Annotated in this window: 17 protein-coding genes and 1 pseudogene; 17 read left to right on the top strand and 1 reads right to left on the bottom strand. The window is 47.0% G+C overall.

What is annotated here, in order from left to right; all coding sequences use genetic code 11:
• Positions 1-2: 2 nt before the first annotated feature.
• The 16 genes and pseudogenes from EPO18_RS04655 to EPO18_RS04580 all read left to right on the top strand — a co-directional run bounded on the left by EPO18_RS04655 (position 3) and on the right by EPO18_RS04580 (position 14,166).
• Positions 3-950 carry a glycosyltransferase family 2 protein gene (locus EPO18_RS04655; RefSeq protein ID WP_292431169.1) on the top strand — a complete coding sequence of 316 codons (948 nt, stop codon included), beginning with the start codon at positions 3-5 and terminating at the stop codon, positions 948-950.
• Positions 943-1,620, top strand: a complete 678-nt coding sequence (locus tag EPO18_RS04650) for a GNAT family N-acetyltransferase (RefSeq protein WP_292431166.1) — start codon at positions 943-945, stop codon at positions 1,618-1,620. Before EPO18_RS04655 ends, EPO18_RS04650 begins: the two co-directional genes overlap by 8 nt.
• A 1-nt stretch (position 1,621) precedes the next feature.
• On the top strand, positions 1,622-1,990 hold the full coding sequence (locus EPO18_RS04645) for a DMT family transporter (protein ID WP_292431163.1): 369 nt from the start codon (positions 1,622-1,624) through the stop codon (positions 1,988-1,990).
• A complete protein-coding gene (locus EPO18_RS04640; protein ID WP_292431160.1) occupies positions 1,990-2,871 on the top strand; it encodes a class I SAM-dependent methyltransferase in 882 nt (293 codons plus the stop codon). Before EPO18_RS04645 ends, EPO18_RS04640 begins: the two co-directional genes overlap by 1 nt.
• Positions 2,871-3,488: a class I SAM-dependent methyltransferase gene (locus EPO18_RS04635; RefSeq protein ID WP_292431157.1), complete on the top strand. Its 618-nt coding sequence runs from the start codon at positions 2,871-2,873 to the stop codon at positions 3,486-3,488. Before EPO18_RS04640 ends, EPO18_RS04635 begins: the two co-directional genes overlap by 1 nt.
• A complete protein-coding gene (gene rffA / locus EPO18_RS04630) occupies positions 3,443-4,612 on the top strand; it encodes a dTDP-4-amino-4,6-dideoxygalactose transaminase (RefSeq protein WP_363331476.1) in 1,170 nt (389 codons plus the stop codon). The genes EPO18_RS04635 and rffA overlap by 46 nt, the downstream gene beginning before the upstream one ends.
• Before the next feature lie 116 nt (positions 4,613-4,728).
• A pseudogene (locus EPO18_RS04625) lies at positions 4,729-5,015 on the top strand (transposase); the annotation flags it as partial.
• 135 nt (positions 5,016-5,150) lie between these two features.
• Positions 5,151-6,239, top strand: coding sequence for a GDP-mannose 4,6-dehydratase (gene gmd, locus EPO18_RS04620; RefSeq protein ID WP_292431151.1), 1,089 nt, complete (start codon positions 5,151-5,153; stop codon positions 6,237-6,239).
• A complete protein-coding gene (locus EPO18_RS04615; RefSeq protein ID WP_292431148.1) occupies positions 6,217-7,224 on the top strand; it encodes a GDP-L-fucose synthase family protein in 1,008 nt (335 codons plus the stop codon). Before gmd ends, EPO18_RS04615 begins: the two co-directional genes overlap by 23 nt.
• Before the next feature lie 480 nt (positions 7,225-7,704).
• Positions 7,705-8,886: a hypothetical protein gene (locus EPO18_RS04610; RefSeq protein ID WP_292431145.1), complete on the top strand. Its 1,182-nt coding sequence runs from the start codon at positions 7,705-7,707 to the stop codon at positions 8,884-8,886.
• Positions 8,883-9,989 carry a glycosyltransferase gene (locus EPO18_RS04605; protein WP_292431142.1) on the top strand — a complete coding sequence of 369 codons (1,107 nt, stop codon included), beginning with the start codon at positions 8,883-8,885 and terminating at the stop codon, positions 9,987-9,989. Before EPO18_RS04610 ends, EPO18_RS04605 begins: the two co-directional genes overlap by 4 nt.
• A gap of 15 nt (positions 9,990-10,004) precedes the next feature.
• Positions 10,005-11,135, top strand: coding sequence for a glycosyltransferase family 4 protein (locus EPO18_RS04600; protein WP_292431140.1), 1,131 nt, complete (start codon positions 10,005-10,007; stop codon positions 11,133-11,135).
• Positions 11,136-11,204: 69 nt separating this feature from the next.
• Entirely contained in the window at positions 11,205-11,888 is a 684-nt protein-coding gene (nth, locus tag EPO18_RS04595; RefSeq protein WP_292431137.1) for an endonuclease III, read from the top strand.
• A gap of 145 nt (positions 11,889-12,033) precedes the next feature.
• Positions 12,034-12,438 carry a hypothetical protein gene (locus EPO18_RS04590; protein WP_292431134.1) on the top strand — a complete coding sequence of 135 codons (405 nt, stop codon included), beginning with the start codon at positions 12,034-12,036 and terminating at the stop codon, positions 12,436-12,438.
• Between the two features lie 77 nt (positions 12,439-12,515).
• The gene (locus EPO18_RS04585) at positions 12,516-13,415 is read left to right on the top strand and encodes an HvfB family MNIO-type RiPP peptide maturase (RefSeq protein WP_292431132.1); all 900 of its coding nucleotides are present in this window, start codon (positions 12,516-12,518) and stop codon (positions 13,413-13,415) included.
• Between the two features lie 7 nt (positions 13,416-13,422).
• Positions 13,423-14,166: an HvfC family RiPP maturation protein gene (locus tag EPO18_RS04580; RefSeq protein ID WP_292431129.1), complete on the top strand. Its 744-nt coding sequence runs from the start codon at positions 13,423-13,425 to the stop codon at positions 14,164-14,166.
• A 336-nt stretch (positions 14,167-14,502) separates the two neighbouring features.
• On the opposite strand, the gene EPO18_RS04575 is transcribed toward EPO18_RS04580, so the two are convergent.
• Positions 14,503-14,961 (bottom strand): hypothetical protein, encoded by a 459-nt coding sequence (locus EPO18_RS04575; RefSeq protein ID WP_292431126.1) that lies wholly within the window; start codon positions 14,959-14,961, stop codon positions 14,503-14,505.
• 151 nt (positions 14,962-15,112) lie between these two features.
• On the opposite strand from EPO18_RS04575, the gene glnE reads away from it, so the two are divergent.
• The gene (glnE, locus tag EPO18_RS04570; protein ID WP_292431123.1) at positions 15,113-17,989 is read left to right on the top strand and encodes a bifunctional [glutamate--ammonia ligase]-adenylyl-L-tyrosine phosphorylase/[glutamate--ammonia-ligase] adenylyltransferase; all 2,877 of its coding nucleotides are present in this window, start codon (positions 15,113-15,115) and stop codon (positions 17,987-17,989) included.
• The last annotated feature ends 154 nt before the right edge of the window (positions 17,990-18,143 follow it).

The following is an 18,143-nucleotide window of genomic DNA, read 5'->3' as shown; positions in this document are numbered from 1 at the left end:
AGATGAAAAATCCGCATCTCTCCGTTGTTATCCCGGTGTATATGGCCGAGAATTGCCTTAAAGAGCTGTACCAGAGGCTTAAAGGTGCGTTGGAAGGCATTTCGACAAATTTTGAGATAGTGTTGGTCGAAGACTGTGGGGGCGATAATTCGTGGCAGGTGATCGAGCGGTTGGCGGAAGCCGACCCTCGTGTGCGTGGCATCCAGTTCAGTCGCAATTTCGGCCAACACTATGGCATCACCGCTGGTTTAGATTACTGTCTAGGGGACTGGGTGGTGGTGATGGATTGTGATTTGCAGGATCGCCCCGAAGAAATCCCTCGTCTTTACGCCAAGGCGCAAGAGGGTTATGACATTGTACTTGCCTGTCGTGGAGCACGGAGCGATCCACTACTCAAACGCATGACCTCATGGGTGTTTTACAAGATATTCAGCTATCTGGCAGATATTGAATATGATGGAGATAGCGGCAATTTTCGAATCATGTCACGCACAGTGGTGGCGAACTTCCGCCGTATGGGCGAGCAACTGCGCTTCTTTGGAGGGTTGGTGCAGTGGATGGGTTTTCCCACTACCAGCATTGAGGTCGAGCATGCTGAGCGTTTCGCGGGTAAGTCCACCTATACTTTCGCCAAGCTATGGAAACTGGCCGCCGAAACCATTATCGCTTATTCCGATAAACCGCTACGACTGGCTGTGCGCTTAGGTTTTTTGATGGCGTTCTTTTCTTTTTGTTATGGCGCGTACATCATCGGACTTGCGCTTCATTACGGATCACCGATTCCCGGCTGGAGCAGCCTGATCGTTTCGTTATATTTTATCGGTGGTATCATTATTGCGATTCTTGGCATCTTAGGTATCTATCTTGGTAAGACTTTTGATGAAAGCAAGAAGCGACCTTTATATATTATAAGGAATGCAACGTTCGATGAGCCAGGTTCCGTTGATTAAAGAAACGCCGTGGGATACTGCTGCGTTCAGCATACCTACCTGGGAACTGCTTGAATACTCGGAGGCGGCTCTACAACAGGCAACGCAGACGTTAGGACATCACACCATCAAGGTAGCACCTTTGGCAGATAAGCGGTTACTGCACCAGTATGGCTTTTACTACTGCGATACTCTGATCGAACCGCATTGCAATGCACAAAGGTTGCGCACAATGCAACATTCGGAAGCAACCATATCCAAGGATGTTAATGCCGGGCAAGCGTTGGCGATTTGCCACGGTGCGTTTGTTCATGGTCGTTTTCATTGTGATTTCAACCTGCAAAAGGCTGCCGCCGACCTGCGTTACGACAACTGGTTGAAGCAGTTACTAGAAGCGCAGCAAGTTTATGGATTGTACTGGCAAGGCGCACTGGCAGGTTTCATCGGTTACAGCGGCAACAGCCTTGTGCTGCACGCGTTGGCAGAAAAATATCGTGGTAAAGGCTTATCAAAATACTGGTGGAGTGCGGTATGCGGAGAACTATTTGTGATGGGATATGACGAAGTGAAGAGTTCAGTCTCTGCCGCCAATATTGCTGCACTCAATTTGTATGCTTCGATGGGCTTTTCCTTTAGCAGCCCACAGAATATTTACCATCGCTTGGTGCTTAAACAGGAAGAAATTTTGTAAAATGAAAATTTTATTGTTTGTTTTTCCGATTGCACTATTAGTCGCATACAGTCAGATTATTATGAAGTGGCGTATGCTGAGCGCTGAGGCTGCAGATATTGGGAATGTGCATTTATTTGCGCGTATGCTTAAATACCTGTCTGACCCGATAATAGTATCAGCTTATGTGGCTGCGCTCTTGGCTTCATTTGTCTGGCTATATGTTATTACAAAACTTCCATTGGTCGTTGCGTTTCCTGTATACATTGGCGTTACATTTGTTCTGGTCGTGATCGGAGGGTGGTTTTTCTTGTCGGAAAGTATTACTGCGATGAGGCTTGTATCGGTATTTCTAATACTCTCTGGCATAGTTATCGGTGTGAAAAATTAATGCCTGAAATTAACGGGTTGCCCACAATTGAATATTGGTTGGCCGATGTGCGTGAACATGTGCTCGCGAGTGCCCCCGACATGTTATCCATCTTGGATATGTATGAAGGCGAGGCGCGGTTTGGACGGAGGTATATTGCATTCGACCTGGAGCGACTGGCAAAAGGTGCGACAGTGTTAGAGGTGGGGGCTGGTTCACTCCTGCTTAGTTGCCAGTTGGTGCGTGAAGGATTTAAAGTGCTTGCGTTGGAACCAGTGGGTGATGGCTTTTCTCATTTTGAACGTTTGAGAGAATTGATTTTGGAGAGAGCAGAAACATTTGGCTGTGTGCCGCAAATGCTTAATCAGCGTGCAGAGGAACTATCAATGAAAGACTATTTTGATTATGCGTTTTCCATCAATGTAATGGAGCATGTAAGCGATGTGAAGACGGTTATAACCAATATTGGGGCTAGTCTCCGACCTGCAGCAAGTTACCGCTTTACTTGTCCTAATTATTTATTTCCATACGAACCGCATTTTAATATACCCACATTTTTTTCAAAAAAAATAACTGAGAAAATTTTCAAAAATAAAATTTTTAGAAATAGCAAGTTGCCGGATCCAAGTGGTACTTGGAAATCATTAAATTGGATTACCGTGTGTCAAGTTAGCAAAATCGCAGGTCGGACTTCTGAATTAAAGGTTGTATTTAATAGAATGTTTTTGGTTTCAACATTAGAGCGGATTGGTTCTGACCAAGAATTTGCGTTGCGTCGTTCGAGATGGGTGAGAACATTCATTCTGAGCTTGATAAAACTGCGGATACATCGTCTTGCTGGTTTTGTGCCGGTTGCGTTGCAACCAGTGATTGATTGCACTCTGACCAGAAGAGAATGTTAATGGCGCAAATTACAAGTGGTATTCGAGCCATATTTTCCAGTCCGTTAATTTATAGTTCATTTCAGAACATAATGGGTGCGCACAGTATTCGTAGTAGGTTTGTTGAGGAATTCATTAGACCAATTTCAGGATGTACGATCCTTGATATAGGTTGTGGACCTGCCGATATTTTGGCCTACCTTCCTGAGGTGTATTATTGTGGTTTTGATATTAGTGTTGCATATATAGCTCAAGCCAAAACTCGGTTTAGTCAGCAGGGAAAGTTTTACTGTCAAGAACTGACGCATTCTGATGTTGAGAAGATGCCGCAGGTCGACATCGTTTTGGCATTAGGATTGTTGCATCACTTGGATGACGAGATGGCTTTAGACGTCATGCGTTTAGCCTCTCAGGCACTGAAGCCGGGCGGACGTCTGCTTACCTTCGACCCGTGTTTTGATGCCGAACAAAACTTTATCTCCCGTTTTTTGGTTGGTATAGATCGAGGTCAGAACGTGCGTACTAGGGAGGGATATAAGTCTATTGCAAGCGCGGTTTTCGAATCGCCGCGCGTTGAAGTTCGGCACAGGTCGTGGATTCCCTATACACACTGTTTCATGGAGTGCACTCGCAAGTGATCCCTTTCAATAAACCTTATATGACGGGGCGTGAACTTTGGTATATCGCTCAGGCGCATGCCAATGGGCAACTCTCAGGCGACGGTATGTTTACAAAAAAATGCCACGCTTGGCTTGAGACACGCACAGGAACGCATAAGGCATTGCTTACGCACTCCTGCACGGCAGCCCTTGAAATGGCAGCAATGCTTGCTGGTATCCAGCCAGGGGATGAGGTCATTATGCCCTCCTATACCTTTGTTTCAACGGCTAATGCCTTTGTTCTTCGGGGCGGGGTGCCTGTCTTTGTTGATATCCGACCGGATACATTGAACATAGACGAAGCGAAAATCGAGGACGCTATTACATCTCGTACCAAGGCAATTGTACCGGTGCATTACGCGGGTGTAGCGTGCGAGATGGACACCATCATGGAAATCGCACAGCAGCATAAGCTGCTGGTTATCGAGGACGCTGCACAAGGTATCATGGCCACTTACAAAGGTAGATCACTGGGCGCGATTGGTCATCTGGGTGCCTATTCGTTCCATGAAACTAAGAACATTATTTCCGGCGAGGGTGGTGCTTTACTGATAAATGATGACCGTATCGCCGAGCGGGCCGAAGTCATTTGGGAGAAGGGCACCAACCGAAGCAAATTTTTCCGTGGTGAGGTTGATAAATACACATGGGTTGATATTGGTTCGTCCTATCTGCCCAGTGATCTGGTGGCGGCTTTTCTCCTCGCGCAAATGGAAGAGGCGGATGCCATCACAGCGCGTCGGCTTCATATCTGGCAGTTTTACCATGATCAATTTGCCGATCTGGAGGCTGATGGTTGCTTGCGTCGACCTATCGTACCAGCAGAGTGTCAGCACAACGCGCATATGTATTATATCTTGTTATCGAGCGAATCGATCCGAGCTCAGCTTATTGCACGACTTAAGTCAGAAGGTATTTACAGCGTATTTCACTATGTTCCGCTTCATAGCTCCCCAATGGGCCATCAAGTTGGGCGGATATCCGGTTCCCTGGACGTTACCGATGATATTTCAGAGCGCCTGCTTCGGCTACCTTTATGGATTGGTCAGGATTATGCGCCGCAGATTGTTAGGGCTGTTAAGGAAGCGCTAGGAAAGTTATAATTTAATAAGTTAAACTCTCGATTATGCAAAGGGATCCCAAAAGATTTGATCTTTACGACGGGCAAATGGAATCTTCGAATCTCCAAATCTCGATTAAGAGAATAAGGAGATTTTCCATGAAGGAGTACCAAGGTTTGGGGGCTACGCGTATCATACGAAGCGACGAAAGAAGAAGCTGTTTGGGGCGCTACGTCAGCATCTGGGAGAAGTGCTTCGTGAGTTGGCAAAGCACAAGGAGAGATCTATTGGAAAGGCATCTGAACTAGATCATTTATATATGTGCCTGAGCATAACGACGAAGCATGTGATATTGAACGTGGTGAGGTATATCAAAGGTAAGAGCATGATTGCGCAACGGTTCGGTGATCTAGAGCAGAACTTCATGGGTGAAAAATTTTGGGCAGAAGATATCTCGTTATTTAAGTTGCAAATATAGACAGGAGACTCATTGGGTATAGACGCCTTTGAATCGCTTATCTAATACCCTCCGGCTTTGTCGGAGGTCACCTAATTTTATTCACATTATTCAGGAACATTGATGACAAACAAGATTGCTCTCATTACTGGCATCACTGGCCAGGACGGCGCTTACTTGGCGGAGTTTTTACTCAAGAAAGGCTATATCGTTCACGGCATCAAGCGCCGTTCGTCCCTTTTCAATACTGACCGCATCGACCATCTTTATCAGGATCCGCATGTCACCAACCGTAATTTCATCCTGCACTACGGTGACATGACGGACTCCTCAAGCTTGGTGCGCATCATCCAGCAAGTTCAGCCAAACGAAATCTACAATCTTGCCGCCCAGAGTCATGTAGCCGTCAGTTTCGAAGAGCCAGAATACACCGCCAACTCAGATGCTCTCGGTGCACTACGTCTGCTTGAGGCTATCCGCATCCTTGGCTTGGAAAAGAAAACTCGCTTCTATCAAGCTAGTACTTCTGAACTCTATGGTCTGGTGCAGGAAACGCCTCAGAAGGAAACTACCCCATTTTATCCCCGGAGTCCCTATGCCGTTGCTAAATTGTACGCGTACTGGATTACGGTAAATTATCGTGAAGCTTATGGTATATATGCTTGCAACGGTATTTTGTTCAACCATGAATCTCCCGTGCGGGGTGAGACGTTTGTAACTCGGAAAATCACCCGTGCTTTGGCGCGTATTAAGTTGGGTCTGCAAGACTGCTTGTACTTAGGCAATTTGGACGCCAAGCGTGATTGGGGGCACGCCAAGGATTACGTAGAAATGCAGTGGCTGATGCTACAACAAAATAACCCTGAAGATTTTGTTATTGCAACTGGTATCCAATACAGTGTACGTGATTTTGTGAATGCCGCTGCCAGAGAATTGGGCATGACTATTTGTTGGAAAGGCATAGGAGTGGAGGAGAAAGGTTATGATCACAACGGTAAGTGTTTTGTCTCCGTTGACCCACGCTATTTTCGTCCCACTGAAGTGGAAACCCTGTTAGGGGATCCTAGCAAAGCTAGGGATCGGCTTGGATGGGTTCCTCAAACGACCTTTGAAGAACTGGTTGCCGAGATGGTGCGTGAGGACTTGAAGGCGGCCGAGCGAGACGAGTTGGTTAAGAAGCATGGTTTCAATGCTTACAATTACCATGAGTGATGTAATGGACTTGAATGCAAATATCTACATTGCAGGTCACCGTGGTTTGGTGGGTACAGCATTGATGGGTAGCCTTAAGGAAGCTGGTTATACAAATTTACTTTTTCGTACGCATGCTGAGCTTGACCTAACTAATCAGGCAGCAGTGGAGGCGTTTTTTAAGTTGAAGAAACCAGACTATGTCTTTTTGGCGGCGGCCAAGGTCGGTGGCATCTATGCCAATAATGCTTATCCGGCGGAATTTATTCGAGACAATTTAGCTATTCAAACTAACATCATTCATGCGGCTTATCAGAACAATGTCAAACGACTGATTTTTCTTGGTTCTAGTTGCATTTATCCAAAATTCGCCCCACAACCGATTAAGGAAGAACACCTCTTGACAGGGCAACTTGAGGAAACAAATAGGCCTTATGCGTTGGCCAAGATTGCTGGTGTTGAAATGTGTTGGAGCTATAACCGGCAGTATGGAACCCAGTACCTTTCTGTTATGCCGACTAATCTTTATGGGCCTGGCGACAATTATCATCTCGAAAACAGCCACGTTATACCTGCACTGATTCGCAAATTCCACGAAGCAAAGATCAGTGGTGCGCCGAGCGTGACAGTTTGGGGAACTGGAGCGCCCCGAAGAGAGTTCATGTTTAGTAGTGATATGGCCGATGCCTGTGTGTTCCTAATGAATTTGTCAGATGAGAATTTGCATAATCTGTTAGGTAGTGATGAATCAATTACCGGCGAATTCTCGCCCCCTTTAATCAATATTGGCGTGGGTGAGGATTTGACCATTCGGGAGTTAGCCGAAATGGTGCGCGATGTGGTGGGCTTTCAAGGTGAGATTGTTTTTGATTCCACTAGGCCGGATGGAACTCAACGCAAGCTATTAGATGTTTCAAAGTTGTCAGCTTTGGGTTGGAAGGCGAGAACTTCTTTGAAGTCTGGGCTAGAAATTGCCTATTTGTCTTTTATAGCGGCAAGAAATTGACGCAAGTTGTATTGGTTTTATATGGATCTTTCTGAGTCAATCCGATACATGAGTCGAAACTCACGCTTAGCTCAAATGCTTCTTCGTAACTATCGTCCCTACTCAGGAATAAGACCAAATTGGTCGTGGCTAAGGAATGACCCGGAATGGATAGCAGCTTGTCAAAAGGCGCAGGGTGGACAAAGGGTTCTTGTCGCGACCGGCACGGGCTCCAATTGGCCCTGCAGCGCATTGGAAAGCTTACTGGGCGTAGCCTTGACCTTACGAGGTGCCGAGGTTCGTTTCATTCTGTGCGATGGGGTATTGCCAGCCTGTCAGGAATGCGACCACCAGTGGCTTTCTACCAGTGATTTTATACGTAGAGGTCCCCAGTCGAAGTTGTGTCGTTCGTGCTTTGGCCCTGCTTACGACATGCTCGCCCCCTTGGGCTTGCCAATTCTTCGGTATAGCCAGTTTCTTGAGGACGGCAGCGTATCGAGATTGTCGCTGGACGATCTAAATGAAAATTTATTTGAGCATGCTCATGCTGGAGCGTTGCGCTATTTTGGTCGAGGCACGTTGCCGATTGGAAAAGATGGGCAAGCCATATTGGCTCGCTATCAGGATGCTGCTCATATGACTGCCCATGTGGTGGGCAGATTGCTGGACGAGCAGAAGCCTGATGTGGCAGTTTTTCACCATGGTATTTATGTGCCGCAGGGTGCGGTGAGTAGCGTATTGCGCGATGCCGGGATCCGGGTGGTGAACTGGGGGCCAGCTTATCGTAAAGGTACAGCAATATTCAGTCATGGTGATAGCTATCATCATACGATGATAGATGAGGATCCAGCGCAGTGGTCGGATATGCCTTGGTCCAATAAGGAGGAGTCGCTAGTGATGGAGTATTTGCGAAGCCGTTGGACAGGTGGCAACGATTGGATCAATTTTCAGGCTGATGCAGAGCAGGATAACGGTGCCATAATGGCAGGGCTGGCACTTGATCCATCGCGACCGGTGATCGGTTTGCTGACCAATGTGATTTGGGATGCTCAACTGCATTTCCGACAGTCGGCCTTTCCATCTATGCTTGAATGGCTCTTTGCCAGCATTGAGTATTTTGTAAATCACCCAGATTTACAGTTGGTGATCCGTATTCACCCGGCGGAGGTGCTGGGTAGTGTGCCCTCATGCCAGAGAGCCGCTAATGAGATCTTCAATCGCTTCGGTATCTTGCCCCCTCACATTAAAGTGATTGGGCCAGAAGAAAAGATTTCCACCTATTCATTAATGACATTATGTAATTCTGCCCTAGTTTATGGCACTAAGACGGCGCTGGAGTTGGCTTGCACAGGGCTCCCCGTGGTAGTTGCCGGCGAAGCTTGGAGCCGGGGTAAAGGGTTTACCGTGGATGTCTCAAGCCCGGAAGAATATCGCAGGGTGTTGGATACATTACCGTTTACTAACCCTTTGTCTGATGAGCAGATAAATGCTGCGCGTAAATATGCGTATCATTTCTTTTTCCGGCGGATGATTCCGCTTCGGTCTCTTGACCCTCATACTTATTTTGGCCCATATCGAGTGAAAGTTAATCATCTGGATGAGCTTCTTCCAGATGCGGATCCGGGATTGAGCGTTATATGTAATGGCATTCTCTCGGGCTCCCCCTTTGTGTCCAACTTATGAATAGCTTGCCGCAATTGGTGTCTCATCGTAACTGGGTGTTGCATGATTATATGCAGGTTAATGGCGGTGCAGAGCGGCTTGTTTCTACTATTGTCCGAGGCATTCCAGATTTTTCATTGGGCGTTTCAGGGGTATATCCGGGATTTTTGGAGAGTGCTGATTTATCTGGAATTAACCTGAAGTTGTTGGGCCAGTTACCCAAATGGCTACCTAGAATCCCTAAAGCATTGCTGACCTTTGGAAGGCGTATCCCTTGTATTGAGAACATAGATACAGTCATCTACAGCGGGATTTATACGCCATTAGCGGTCAAAAGCCAAAAGGCAGGTCGTCGTATTTATTACTGCCATACACCTCCACGTTTTGCGTTCGACAGAAAAAATCAGTACCTGGAAAAATTGCCAATCTCTGCTCGTCGCTTGGTTAGCGTAGCGATTGATGCTTATTGTCAGGCATACAAGAGTGCTGTAGATGAAATGGATGTGATATTGACGAACTCAGACCATGTTCGTAAGCGTCTGGGAGAACAGCTGGGAGTGGATGCCTATGTTGTTTGCCCACCTGTCGATATCAACGCCTTCAAGTGGCAGGCTCAAGGTGATTATTATCTTTCGCTCGGACGTCTAGAGCCCAATAAGCGTGTGGATCGTGTGGTCAAGGCATTTATTAAAATGCCAGAAAAAAAGCTGATTGTGGCTTCCGGGGGCTCGGAATTTGAAACCCTCCGCAATTTAGCTATGGAGGCACCGAATATCACATTCGTTGGCTGGTCTAGTGATAAGCAACTGATAGATCTGATTGCTAATGCTATAGCATGTATCTATATCCCGCTCGATGAGGATTTTGGAATGTCGGCCATTGAGGCAATGGCCGCAGGTAAACCGGTGATTGGGGTTGCAGAGGGAGGCATGTTGGAGACAGTTCTCGATGGTCATACTGGCATCCTACTACCGTCCAATCCTGATATTGAACAAATTGCTGCCGCTGTGCTTGATATGACCGCGCACTTGGCTTTGTCGATGCGAGAATGTTGTGAACAACGTGCCATGGATTTCACCGAAGAGCGTTTTTTGGAGCAGATTAGCTCCTTCGTATCTGGATAAGATAACTGATTGTTGATGAGAATTTTACATTTTTACAAAACTTCCTTTCCCGACACAATGGGAGGAGTTGAGCAAGTCATAAATCAAATTGCTAGAGGTGCAAGCAAGTTAGGTATTGAGACAGATGTTCTTTCGTTGACGCCAGATAAGGTTCCGAGAACTATTGAGATTGATGGCTACCTGGCGCATCGCGCCAGACTCGACTTGCAGATTGCTTCGACGGGTTTCTCTTTATCCGCCTTTTTGCGTTTCTCGCAGTTGGTTAAGCAGGCGGATGTCATTCATTACCACTTCCCATGGCCATTCATGGATGTGGTGCATTTTGTAACCAGGGTGAAGAAGCCGACAGTAGTAACTTATCACTCGGATATCATTCGCCAAGAGCATCTGCTTAAGCTATATCGGCCATTGAAGCGAAAGTTTTTGGCGAGCATGGATCGCATTGTGGCTACTTCGCCGAATTATCTGGCTACTAGCGATGTGCTTGGGAAGTTCTCAGACAAGGTCAGCGTGATTCCTATCGGGTTGGATAAAGCCACTTATCCACAGCCGGCGACGGATCGGCTACAGTTTTGGCGCGAGAAACTCGGCCCGAAGTTTTTTTTATTTGTTGGGGTCATACGTTACTACAAAGGGTTACACATTCTAGTGGAGGCCGCTAGAGGGATTGACTATCCCATAGTAATTGTTGGTGCCGGTCCAATTGAGCAGGAATTGAAAGTACAGGCAGCGCAGCTGGGTTTACGTAATATCTACTTTCTTGGACAGTTGTCTGAGGAGGATAAAGTTGCGCTGTTGACACTGTGTTATGGGGTGGTTTTCCCTTCGCATCTGCGCTCTGAGGCTTTCGGCATCTCATTGCTGGAAGGCGCGATGTACGGCAAACCGATGATCTCCAGCGAGATTGGCACCGGCACGACTTTCATTAATATCGGTGATGAGACCGGGCTGGTTGTACCACCTAGTGATCCAGTAGCACTTCGGCAAGCAATGAGTTATCTGTGGGAACATCCTGAAGAAGCTGCCCACATGGGTAGGCGTGCCGAGGAGCGGTATTGGAAGCACTTTACGGCCGAGCAGATGGTGAAGTCCTATGTGGATTTGTATGGTGATTTGATGAGACGTCACTATGATGGAAGCCGCTGAGGTGGCCATTGAGCCTAGATATGGTATTTTGAAAATAACGGTCCATTATCGAGCCTTCCAAATATCATCATGAACCAAAAAAAACGCGAGGAAATTTTTGACCGACTGGCTGCGGCCATCCCTAATCCGGCTACAGAGTTGAACTATACCACCCCTTTTGAATTACTAATTGCAGTCGTTTTATCGGCTCAGGCAACCGATAAAGGCGTCAACAAAGCGACGGCTAAATTATTCCCAGTCGCCAATACGCCTCAAGATATTCTGGCATTGGGCGAGGCGGGCTTGAAAGAGTACATTAAGACCATCGGGCTATTTAACAGTAAAGCCGCCCATATCATCACACTCTGTAAACAATTGCTGGATAAACACGGAGGAGAGGTGCCCCAAACGCGGGAAGAGCTGGAGACGTTGGCCGGGGTCGGCAGGAAAACCGCCAACGTCATACTGAATACGGCATTTGGACAGCATGCGATTGCAGTGGATACACATATATTCAGGGTTGCCAACCGTACCGGTATCGCACCGGGTAAAAGTGTGCTGGAGGTTGAGCGCAAACTGGATAAATGCGTGCCTGAAAAACATAAGAAGGATGTGCATCATTTATTGATTCTGCATGGTCGTTACACCTGCATTGCTCGAAAGCCGCGTTGCCCGAGTTGTGTTATTGAAGATTTATGCGAGTATCAGCATAAAACCGGACATCAAGATGACGATCCTGCAAAGGAGATCAAGCCGATAAGCTTACGAAATTGATCGGAAAGAAGGATATTCATTTGCAATTCAGTTGATTTTGTTATGATAAGCGGCATTCGATGCGTTTCATATGATTCATCTTTCGGGTTAAACGCCGGGGACGAATTGAAGCTCGATGTTTTTATATTAACACTCTGGAGTCAACATGAAAAAAATTAATAAAACACCTTTAGCAGCTGCAATGGGCGCCGCTTTCCTGTCTACTTTTGCTGCAACTGCGGTTAACGCCGAAGCTAATCCTTTTGGCATGACAGAATTATCGACCGGTTACATGCAAGTTGCAGAAGCCGATAAAGCGGCTGAAATGGCATGCGGCGCTGCAATGGGCGGTATGGAGAAACCTAAAGCTAAAGCAGCGGAAGGCGCCTGCGCAGGCAACAAAAAAACCGAAGCGCCTAAAGCTGTCGAAGGCAAATGTGGCGAAGGAATGTGCGGCGGGATGATGCAAGACGGCAAAATGAAACCGGGTATGGAAGGGTCTTGCGGCGCAATGATGAAAGGCAAAGAAGGCTCATGCGGCGCTATGTCTAAAAACCCATCAGGCAAATAAGTCTAAGCGCATTAGCACAGGAGGGCATGATAGAAACATGCCCTCTAATTCCTCTCAAATCACAGCAAGGTGTTCTTATGGACACAACCCAAAATCTCGTTCACGGCGCCGGTTTAGGCCTTAGGCGATCCTTTTTAAGTCAGATTGTTGAATTCCCTCCCGAAGATGTCGACTTTTATGAAGTCGCGCCGGAAAACTGGATCACTATCGGCGGAAAACCAGGCAAACAATTTCGCGCGATGACCGAGCGTTTCGATTTTATCGGTCATGGTTTGTCGTTGTCGATAGGCAGTACCGATCCGTTGGATGAAAAATTCGTCCGCGAAATCAAACAATTCCTGGCCGAACATCAAATCAAGTTTTACAGCGAACATTTAAGTTATTGCAGTAAGGACGGGCATTTGTACGACCTGATGCCGATTCCGTTTACTTCGGAAGCGGTTAGTCACGTTGCCGGACGGATCAGGCGCGTCCAGGATATTTTGGAACAAAAGATAGCTATCGAAAATGTGTCGTATTATGCGGCTCCCGGCCAGGAAATGTCGGAAATAGATTTCTTCAATGCGGTTATCGAAGAAGCGGACTGCGATGTGCTGATCGACATCAATAATATTTACGTGAACAGCGTTAACCACGGTTACGATGCCGAAGCTTTTTTAAAGGCGATGCCCGCTCACCGCATTGCATATGCGCATATCGCCGGGCATTATGTCGAAGCTGAAGATTTTCTGGTCGATACTCACGGGGCTGAAGTGATCGACCCGGTCTGGAAGCTGCTGGGCAAGGCTTATGAGCTTTACGGCGTATTTCCGACGCTGCTGGAGAGGGATTTTAATATTCCTGCAATGGAAGAATTGATCAAGGAAGTTAACACCATCAGCGCTATACAAAAAGCCTGGGAAACGCAGCATGCAAAGCTACCGCTCCTGCTCACGCCCCTTACCGACAGCTGTCGGCAAAGAAAGCAATTCGCTTGAAGCCGCTATGAAAGTCGATTTTAAAGCCAGACAGCGTGAGTTTGCAGCATATATCAGGGATCCCGACAGAAATCCGCCGCCTGCCGATGTCCAGCCGCAACGGATGGCGATGTATCGCGAGCTGTTTTTTAACAATATCGACACCTTCCTGTCGGCTAACTTTCCGGTGTTGCGGGCGATATTGAACGACCGGCAATGGTTCGAGTTGGGGCAGGATTTTTTCGCCAAGCATTCCAATCAAACGCCGCATTTCTCGGAAATTCCGGAAGAGTTTCTGGATTACCTGCAAAACGAGCGGGACAGTTCGGCTGATTTTGGGTTTATGCTGGAACTGGCGCATTACGAATGGGTGGAAATGGCCTTATCTATCGCCAAGGAAACCGTACCTGTTAATTACCGGAATCTGGATAATCTGTACAACCAGCGCATCCGGCTATCGCCTTTAGCTTGGCCGCTAGCCTATCAATATCCCGTCCATAAAATATCCCCGGCTTTTTTACCTGAAACGGCACCTGAACAAGCCACTTTCCTGGTTGTTTATCGTAATTCGGATGACGAGGTTAATTTTATAGAAATCACCCCGATCACTTATCGATTGCTGGAAATCATTCAGGAGCATGAAGAGGTATTGGCTGCGGATTGTCTAAAACAGGTTGCCGATGAATTGAATCATCCCAATCCTGAGATGATTGTATCGGGTGGCTTGCAGATATTAAAAGAACTGGCTGAAAAGATGGTTATTGTAGGGTAGGCCAGAATAAGCTGGCGTGAGCGGTAGCAAACACCTGTAGAGAATGTTGCGAGTTTAGACCTTCCAGGTTTTAAAAACCTGGAAGGTCTGTATATCTGAGAAAATGGTTATTATTTATTGGCGAGTGGAGTAAGACAACATCACCACGAAGAAAAACCAAAGTAAAAACTTCGTGTTCTCGGCAACTGCTTCCTGCGTTGCTCTACCTCCTGCATCCATGCAGTCGTGCTCACGCTCCTTACCTACATCCATGTAGGCAATGCAGATTTTGCATGGAGCAAAATATCTGCCCATGCAGTCGTTCGTGGTGAATTATTTTTAAGCCAATCACTCAACCTATTGAGGCGCTCTGGAAAAATCCGGTCCTTTAGGAAGAGCGTTTTCCTGCAAGCAATGGTAAGCCGCACTTTCATATTTGATCACTAAAGACTGGGCATTTTTATGTTCTCCGAGGAACAGTTGAGCTTCATCGGCAGTTAAGTCTTTCATCAAAAATTTGGCTATGCACATGCAAGGCGTAGAGTAGCGCTTTTTATCGAATTCTTTGTCGGTTGAGTTCTTTAATTCCCGTTCTACACACTGGTCGGCAAAATCATGTTCAAACTTGTGTTTTTGTATATCGGTCACCGGAGTATCGTGGGAATGATCAAACGGATCATGAGCTACGGTATTCGTTGCCTGTTTCGCTGCTGCAACTTTCTCTTCATCATCCGAGCAGCCGGCGATTGATAAAGTGAGGATCATGCCGGTCAAAGCGGCAAAAAAGAAGTTTTTTGTAAATGTGGGGGTTTTCATAAGCTTAAATCATAAATAGTTAATAAGGTTAACCGAACTTTATCATTTTATTAAGACTGGTTCTACCCATCTTCGTTGTTCATCATAAATAGCGCTACTCGTTTCTTAGCTGTTTTCGTTATCATGGAGTTTTTCATTGATGACTTTCCCCATGTCTTTTATTAAAAACATCGAACCCGAATTTGCTGCGCTGCCGGATGAGTTAAGAGCAACGGTAATTGCGTCACTGACAAAATGGGATGAACGGCTTGTGGAGCTTAAGCTCAATATCAGTCAAACGCCGGAATTTAACGCAGCCCTCGTCAAGGTCTGGTGTTCCAGCCTGTTCGTTGCCGAAAGCTGCACCCGCAAGCCTGAGCTGCTGGTCGATTTGGTCAATTCCGGTGATTTGTCGAGTATTTATAATCAAAACAGTTATGCCGAAAATTTAACGGGCACACCGGTTGATTCACAGGCGGAGTTAATGACAAAACTGCGCGACTTCCGCCGCAGGGAAATGGTCAGGATAGCTTGGCGGGATTTGGCCGGATGGGCCGAGTTATCCGAAACGCTGGCCGATTTATCGCATCTGGCCGATGCCTGCATTCAATACGTGTTGGACTTTCTCTATCGAGAAGCCTGCGAACTACGCGGCACGCCATTATTATCCGACGGCAGTCCGCAGCAGATCGTAGTGTTGGGCATGGGTAAGCTGGGCGCCTACGAATTGAATTATTCTTCCGACATCGATTTGATCTTTGCCTATGCAGAAGACGGGGCGTTGCAGGACAGGAAGGAAACCACTTACGGCGAGTTTTTTACCAAGCTGTGCCGCAACCTGATCAAAGTCCTGGACGAGATCACCGTGGACGGCTTCGTATTCCGTACCGACATCCGCCTAAGACCCTACGGCGATAGCGGTCCGATCATCATGACCTTTGATGGCATGGAAAACTATTACCAGACCCAGGCTAGGGAATGGGAGCGTTATGCGATGATCAAGGTGCGTCAGGTCGCAGGCGACTTTAAAATCGGTGCGCAACTGATGGCGATGTTCAAGCCATTTGTGTACCGGCGTTATCTCGATTATGGCGCGTTTGAAGAATTGCGCTCGTTAAAAGCGCAGATCACCCAGGAGTTGCGGCGCAAAGACCGCATGGAAAACATCAAATTGGGGCCGGGAGGCATCCGCGAAATCGAATTTATCGGCCAAGCGTTTCAATTGATCCGCGGAGGCAACGATAAAGCTTTGCAAATCCGGCCTATTCTGGATGTCTTGCAATTGCTCAAAGGACGGAAACTATTGGCAGAAGAAGATGCCGATCAATTGATGCAGTCCTATTGCTTTCTGCGCCGGGTGGAAAATCACATCCAGCAATATCAAGACCAGCAAACCCACGATTTGCCGAAAGCCCCGGCAGTGCAGCAGATATTGGCCTATTCATTGGATTATCCGGACTGGGCAAGTTTTAAACAGGACCTGGATAAGGTTAGAACGCAGGTGCATGGCGTCTTCGACCAGGTTTTCTCATTATCGAAACAGGATAGTTCAGCGGGTGCTTCGCGAGCAGGAAGAATTTGGGTTTGTGTAGCGGACGACTCCGAGTTGCAGGGATATCTAAAAGAATGCGGTATTCAAGACACAGCCTCAATACTTGCGGCGATAAAAGATTTTAAAAATTCGATAGCGATTAAACGATTAACGGCCAAAGGCGCAGGCGTGCTTGACCGGTTAATGCCGCAACTGATTGACGCGATGCAGCAAGTCGATAACCCGGATGAAACCTTGATGCGGATACTCGGCTTGTTCGAAGCGGTAGCGGGCCGGAATGTATATCTATCTTTATTATCCGAAAACCCCGGCGCTTTGCTTCAATTAATCAAGCTATCATCGGCCAGCTCGTGGATTTGCGATTATTTATCGGTATATCCGGTGTTATTCGATGAATTGCTGGATACCCGCTCCCTTTACGAGCCGCTGAAAAAAGCCGACCTTGACGAGCAACTTAAAGTTTTGCTGGCTCAAGTTGAGGTGCAGGATCTTGAACAGCTGATGATCGTGTTGCGACAGTTTAAGCAGTTGAATGTGTTGCGGGTGGCGGCTGCGGATATTATGGGCGTAATTCCGCTGATGGTAGTCAGCGACTACCTAACCTATATCGCCGAAAGCATAGTCGGTCATGTTGTCGAACGCACATGGCTGATGCTGACAGACAAGCACGGCTTGCCGCCCGATACCGATAATACTTCCATCGGTTTTGCAGTGATCGGATTCGGTAAACTGGGCGGTATCGAGCTGGGTTACGGCTCCGACCTGGATCTGGTGTTTTTGTACGATTGCAAGGATGGCAATGCGATGACGAACGGGGATAAGCCGATTTCATGCTCGCAGTTTTACGGGCGATTGGGGCTGAAAGTCCGCCATATACTCGATACCAAAATGTTGTCCGGCGTACTCTATGAAGTCGATATGCGCTTGCGCCCGAATGGCGATTCCGGCTTATTGGTCAGTCATATCAATGCTTATGAAGATTACCTGAAAAACCAGGCCTGGACGTGGGAGCTACAGGCGCTGGTCAGAGGCCGGTTTATCGCCGGCGATCCACAGCTCAAAGCACAATATGAAGCCATACGCAGCCGGATTTTGAGCTTGTCCAGAGATACCGAAAGCTTAAAAAAAGAAGTCCGCGAAATGCGCGAAAAAATGCGCGATGCCCTGGCAACCAAAGATAAAGACAAGTTTGACCTAAAACAAAGCAAAGGCGGTATTGCGGATATTGAGTTTATAGTACAATTTAGCGTTTTAGATCAGGCGGCTCTTAATGTAGCGTTAACGACCTACACCGACAATGTAAGACTGCTGGAAGGCCTGCAACAGCAGGGATTTATGTCCAAAACCGATGAGCAAATACTCAAAAACGCTTACTGCACTTATCGGGATTTTGGACATAAACAGGTTTTACAAGGGGATAAGGCAGTTATAGCCGAAGCCGATGTCGCCAAAATGAGCGCTGAAGTCGAACAGATTTGGCATGAATATATGGAATAGAACGTCCGCACCATCAAATAAAATGGAACGCAGATGACGCTGATAGTTATGATTAACGCGGATAATTATAACTATTTAGACGTTACTGAAAGTGGGTTTAGTCTTAAAGCTTAGTAAGAAATCAAAGTTTAAACGCAAAAAAAATCTTATTTAA

Source organism: Methylobacter sp., assembly GCF_004322395.1.
Lineage (GTDB): Bacteria > Pseudomonadota > Gammaproteobacteria > Methylococcales > Methylomonadaceae > Methylobacter_A.
The sequence above is the reverse complement of the archived record's forward strand: the minus strand, read 5'-3'. Positions and strand labels throughout refer to the sequence as shown.